This is a genomic window from Streptomyces sp. NPDC057486 (assembly GCF_042802415.1).
Classification (GTDB): domain Bacteria; phylum Actinomycetota; class Actinomycetes; order Streptomycetales; family Streptomycetaceae; genus Streptomyces; species Streptomyces yanii.
Map to the genome: position 1 here is coordinate 1 of NZ_JBHVEE010000280.1, position 3,652 is coordinate 3,652.

At 68.1% G+C, this 3,652-nt stretch carries 3 protein-coding genes and 2 pseudogenes; 2 read left to right on the forward strand and 3 right to left on the reverse strand.

Annotated features, from left to right (window positions below; genetic code table 11):
• Both ACFU6I_RS48130 and ACFU6I_RS48135 read left to right on the forward strand, forming a co-directional pair.
• Positions 1-254 (forward strand): annotated as a pseudogene (locus tag ACFU6I_RS48130) (FMN-binding glutamate synthase family protein); the annotation flags it as partial.
• Positions 244-345 (forward strand): annotated as a pseudogene (locus ACFU6I_RS48135) (DDE-type integrase/transposase/recombinase); the annotation flags it as partial. The pseudogenes ACFU6I_RS48130 and ACFU6I_RS48135, both read left to right, overlap by 11 nt.
• Positions 346-397: 52 nt before the next feature.
• On the opposite strand, the gene ACFU6I_RS48140 reads toward ACFU6I_RS48135, so the two are convergent.
• The 3 genes from ACFU6I_RS48140 to ACFU6I_RS48150 all read right to left on the reverse strand — a co-directional run bounded on the left by ACFU6I_RS48140 (position 398) and on the right by ACFU6I_RS48150 (position 3,335).
• Complete coding sequence (locus ACFU6I_RS48140) at positions 398-1,414, reverse strand: MASE1 domain-containing protein (RefSeq protein WP_384380812.1); 1,017 nt, start codon at positions 1,412-1,414, stop codon at positions 398-400.
• Between the two features lie 188 nt (positions 1,415-1,602).
• Positions 1,603-2,934: a PP2C family protein-serine/threonine phosphatase gene (locus ACFU6I_RS48145; protein ID WP_384380815.1), complete on the reverse strand. Its 1,332-nt coding sequence runs from the start codon at positions 2,932-2,934 to the stop codon at positions 1,603-1,605.
• Positions 2,934-3,335, reverse strand: a complete 402-nt coding sequence (locus tag ACFU6I_RS48150; protein ID WP_384380818.1) for an ATP-binding protein — start codon at positions 3,333-3,335, stop codon at positions 2,934-2,936. The genes ACFU6I_RS48145 and ACFU6I_RS48150 overlap by 1 nt, the downstream gene beginning before the upstream one ends.
• Positions 3,336-3,652: the final 317 nt, after the last annotated feature.

Below are 3,652 nucleotides of genomic sequence, written 5' to 3' on the forward strand. Positions count from 1 at the left end.
CCACCCGGGCCGCTGTCTACCTGCGCACCCTGCGCAAGGAGCTGCTGAAGGTCTCGGCGGCCGTCGGCGTCGCCCACCCGGCCCTCATCACAGCCGACGACATCGAGATCATGAACGGCGACTACGACGCCCGCACCCTGGCCAGCGTCTACGGCTACAAGGACGGCTGGGGCGAACTCGGCCCGCACCTCGCCCAGGAGATCACCGCACTGCTCACCACCAAGCCGACCCCTCCCCAGAAGCCGGCCGTCTGACGGGCGTTGTCAAGTTCGACAGCATCTGGACGAGGTGTTCATAAAGGTCAACGGGAAGGTGCGGTACCTGTGGCGCGCGGTCGACCAGGACCCCGACAGGCGTGGTTCGGCGGACCCGGTCCTGATCGACCCTTGCCGATTGATCACGCCGGTCGGGCCTGCCCGCCGTTCTCCTCCCCTTCGCTCTGTGCGTGGGGAAGCGCCGGCGGGCCGCCTGTGTCCGGCGCGGTTCTCTCCACCATCTCGGCAAGTCGCCTGCAGGCCTCTTCGATCTTCTCCTGGGTCTGGTTTCGCTCGGTGATGGCAGCGGAGAGCAGCAGCGCGGTCAGTGCGGCGGCGCCGTTGAATGCCTGCAGTGAGATCATGTTGGCGAGCAGGGTGTGACCGGCGAACGGGCCCGATCTGCGGGTGGCGGCGAAGATCGCAAAGGTGGATACCGCCAGTGCGCAGGGCGCGGCCCCGGCCCGCTGAAAGCGGAAGGCTGCCCAGGTCAGCAACGGGAAGCAGAGGAAGAGCAGCGGTGTGGGGGAGGTCTGGAGGAGCCCGATGCTGATGATGGCCGCCCCAAGAAGCGATCCCTCCGCCCATCGGGAGAGGGGCGCGTCCTTGGGCCAGCGCGCCGCACGCAGGGCGAGCAGCGCCGGCGCGACCACCAGGACGCCCATCGCGTCGCCGGTCCACCAGACCCACCACGTCGGCCAGAACCCGCCGGGGAGTGCACCGGTGAGGTGCAGGGTGCCGCATCCCACGGTTGCGCTGATGAGCATGCTGATGAATGCGCCGAGGAAGACCAGTGCGAGTGCGTCCCGCCAGCGATTCATCCGGGTGCGGAACCCGACTCGGTGAAGGAGCGCGTAGGAGCACAGGGGTGCGAGGGTGTCGCCCGTCGTGATCATGAGCACGGCCGTGATCGATGGCAGGTTCAGTGAGATGTTGATCAGAAACGCGCCGAGTGCGATCCCGGGCCAGGTGCGCGGGCCGATCAGGAGCAGGCCGGCCAGGGCGATGCCGCTCGCGGGCCACAGCGGTGTGACCTGGCCGCGCACGAGCTGCTGGAGCAGCCCCAGCTTGCCCGAGGCGTAATACAGCGCGGCAACGGCGCAGATCTGCAGGACCGTCATGGCACCGCGCCGGAGCCTGTCGCGGCTCGTAACCGTCATCGGGAAGTCTTCCCCTCGGCTTTGCTCCGTTGTCCATCGTCCGCTGATCCTGCCGGGTCCACCACACTGCCGCTCATCCGTGTGCCCTTTCACCATGCGCTCCGCCGGGATGGCGGCGGGTGACCGCTCGGGGCGTGTCGTAACCCGACGGTTCCACCCCAATCGCATCGCTGCGGGTCTGTGCGGCTTCAGCGCGGGGTGCGCAGGGCGAGGATGGCCATGTCATCGTGCGCGTCGCTGGGGTGGTGGTCGGCCAGGGCCTGCACGAACTCCTGCAGGGGCAGGGCTGCGTGTGTGGTGGCAATTTCGGCGAGTTCGTTCAGGCTCTCGTCGATGGGGTGGTCGGGGTGTTCGACAAGGCCGTCGGTGAAGAAGACCACGGTGGTGTCCGGGGGCAGGGGGTGGGTGTGGTCGGGGCGGGGCTGCCCGCTGTCGACGTTCAGTGGTAGTCCGGGCTCCGCGAACAGGTATTCCGCCCGGCCGCCGGGGGTGATCAGCAAAGGGGGGATGTGGCCCGCAGAGCTCCAGTGCAGCCTCCAGGCCTCCCCTGTGGGTTCGATGCGCGCCAGGCTGGTGGTGGTGACGGGGTTGTCGGTGATGGCCTCCAGGGTGCGATCGAGTTGGGCGAGGACCGCGCTGGGCGGAGTGCGCAGGGTGAACAGCAAAGCGCGCAGCATGTTGCGGGTGGAGGCCATGGCGGCGGCGGCATGCAGATCGTGACCGACCACGTCGCCGATGACGACCGCCACCGCACCGTCCGGAAGCAGGACGGCGTCGTACCAGTCGCCGCCCACATGGTGGGGTTCGGCGGCAGGCCGGTAGACGGCGGCGGCGTCGAAGGGCCGCATGTCGGGCAGCGTCGGCAGCAAACGCCGCTGGAACAGTTCGGATCCGGCACGAACCTGGTCGAAGAGGCGGACGTTTTCAATGGCGATGCCGGCGGCGCTGGCAAGGGCGACGAGGATGCTCTCGTCGCGGACATCGAAGGGCTGTCCGTCGCATCGCTCGGAGAGGTAGAGGTCGCCGTAGATTTCGCCGCGGACACTGACGGCGACGCCCAGCAGGGTACGCATGGGCGGGTGGCCGGGCGGAAACCCGACCGAGGACGGATGGGAGGAGATGTCGCCCACCCGCAAGGGTTCGGGGTGGTGGATCAGGTGTCCGAGCACGCCCAGACCGCGAGGAAACCCCACCTCGGCCAACGCCGACCGTTCCTGCTCGGACAGGCCGACGACGATGAACTGCTCCAGGAACTCGCCGGATGCGTCAAGAACTCCCAGGGCCCCGTAGCGGGCGCCGACCAGGTCCATGGCGGTGGTCACGATGCGGTGCAGCACCGCGGGCAGCTCCACCTCCCGGGTGATGGCCACCACCGCCTCCAACAGGCCCTGAATCCGGTTCTTGGCGGCGGCCAGAGCGCGCAGCTGCTCATCGATCCGGCCCAGCTCGGCGTCCAGACGCGCCAGCAGGTCAGGGCCGGGCGGCCGCTGCGCGCCTTTCCTCTTTTTGCCCGCCGACATCACGATCGCCTGTGGGAACGGTACTCGCGCTCGGCGGCCTTCAGCCGACAGGAGTCGGCGCCGGTCTGAATCAGCGTGCCCTCGAAGGCGAGCCGGTCGGCGACCGGCACGCACGGACGAGGTTGGGTGAAGGCCTTGTCCCGCTTGCTGAAAGGGGCGTTGGCGGCCACCGTGATGGCCTTGCGCTCCTCCCGGACGGTGAAGATCTGGAGCAGCAGCTTGGCGCCCTTCTTGTCCAGGTTCAGGAAGCCGAAGTCGTCCAGACACAACAGGTCGACCTTGCTGTAGCGGACGATCACACTGGACAGCCGCCGGGCGGCGTCGGCCTCGACAAGTTCGGCCCGGTTCTGCCGCTTGTCCCAGCGGATCCGCTCATACAGCCACTCACGCGATCGGTGCACCCACAGTCTCCTGACACGACCGTGATCAACCCGCACAGAGTGGCGTGGCGAGACAGCCCGACCCGCCCATTACGCCGAAGGCGGCATGTCACAAACCGTCATACAGGCCGGCTCCCAACCTCGTTGCCGAAACCGCGGCTCCCTGGCTCTGTTCGCGAGAAGGGGGAATGTTACTGAAGCAGGATCAGCTTGCGGAGTAGTTCGAATCCGGCTCGGTCGTAGAGTGCTCTGACCGGGAAGGTTCGCCGGGTCGACGGTTCCGGAGGTTGGATGTGCGGTGACGTCCGATCCGATCGCAGGGGGTGTGGTGGCCGAGC

What these genes read in the sequence shown, in the direction of transcription:
- ACFU6I_RS48140 (WP_384380812.1), bottom strand. Translation starts at nt 1,414, where the DNA reads ATGACGGTTACGAGCCGCGACAGGCTCCGGCGCGGTGCCATGACGGTC.
- ACFU6I_RS48145 (WP_384380815.1), bottom strand. Translation starts at nt 2,934, where the DNA reads ATGTCGGCGGGCAAAAAGAGGAAAGGCGCGCAGCGGCCGCCCGGCCCT.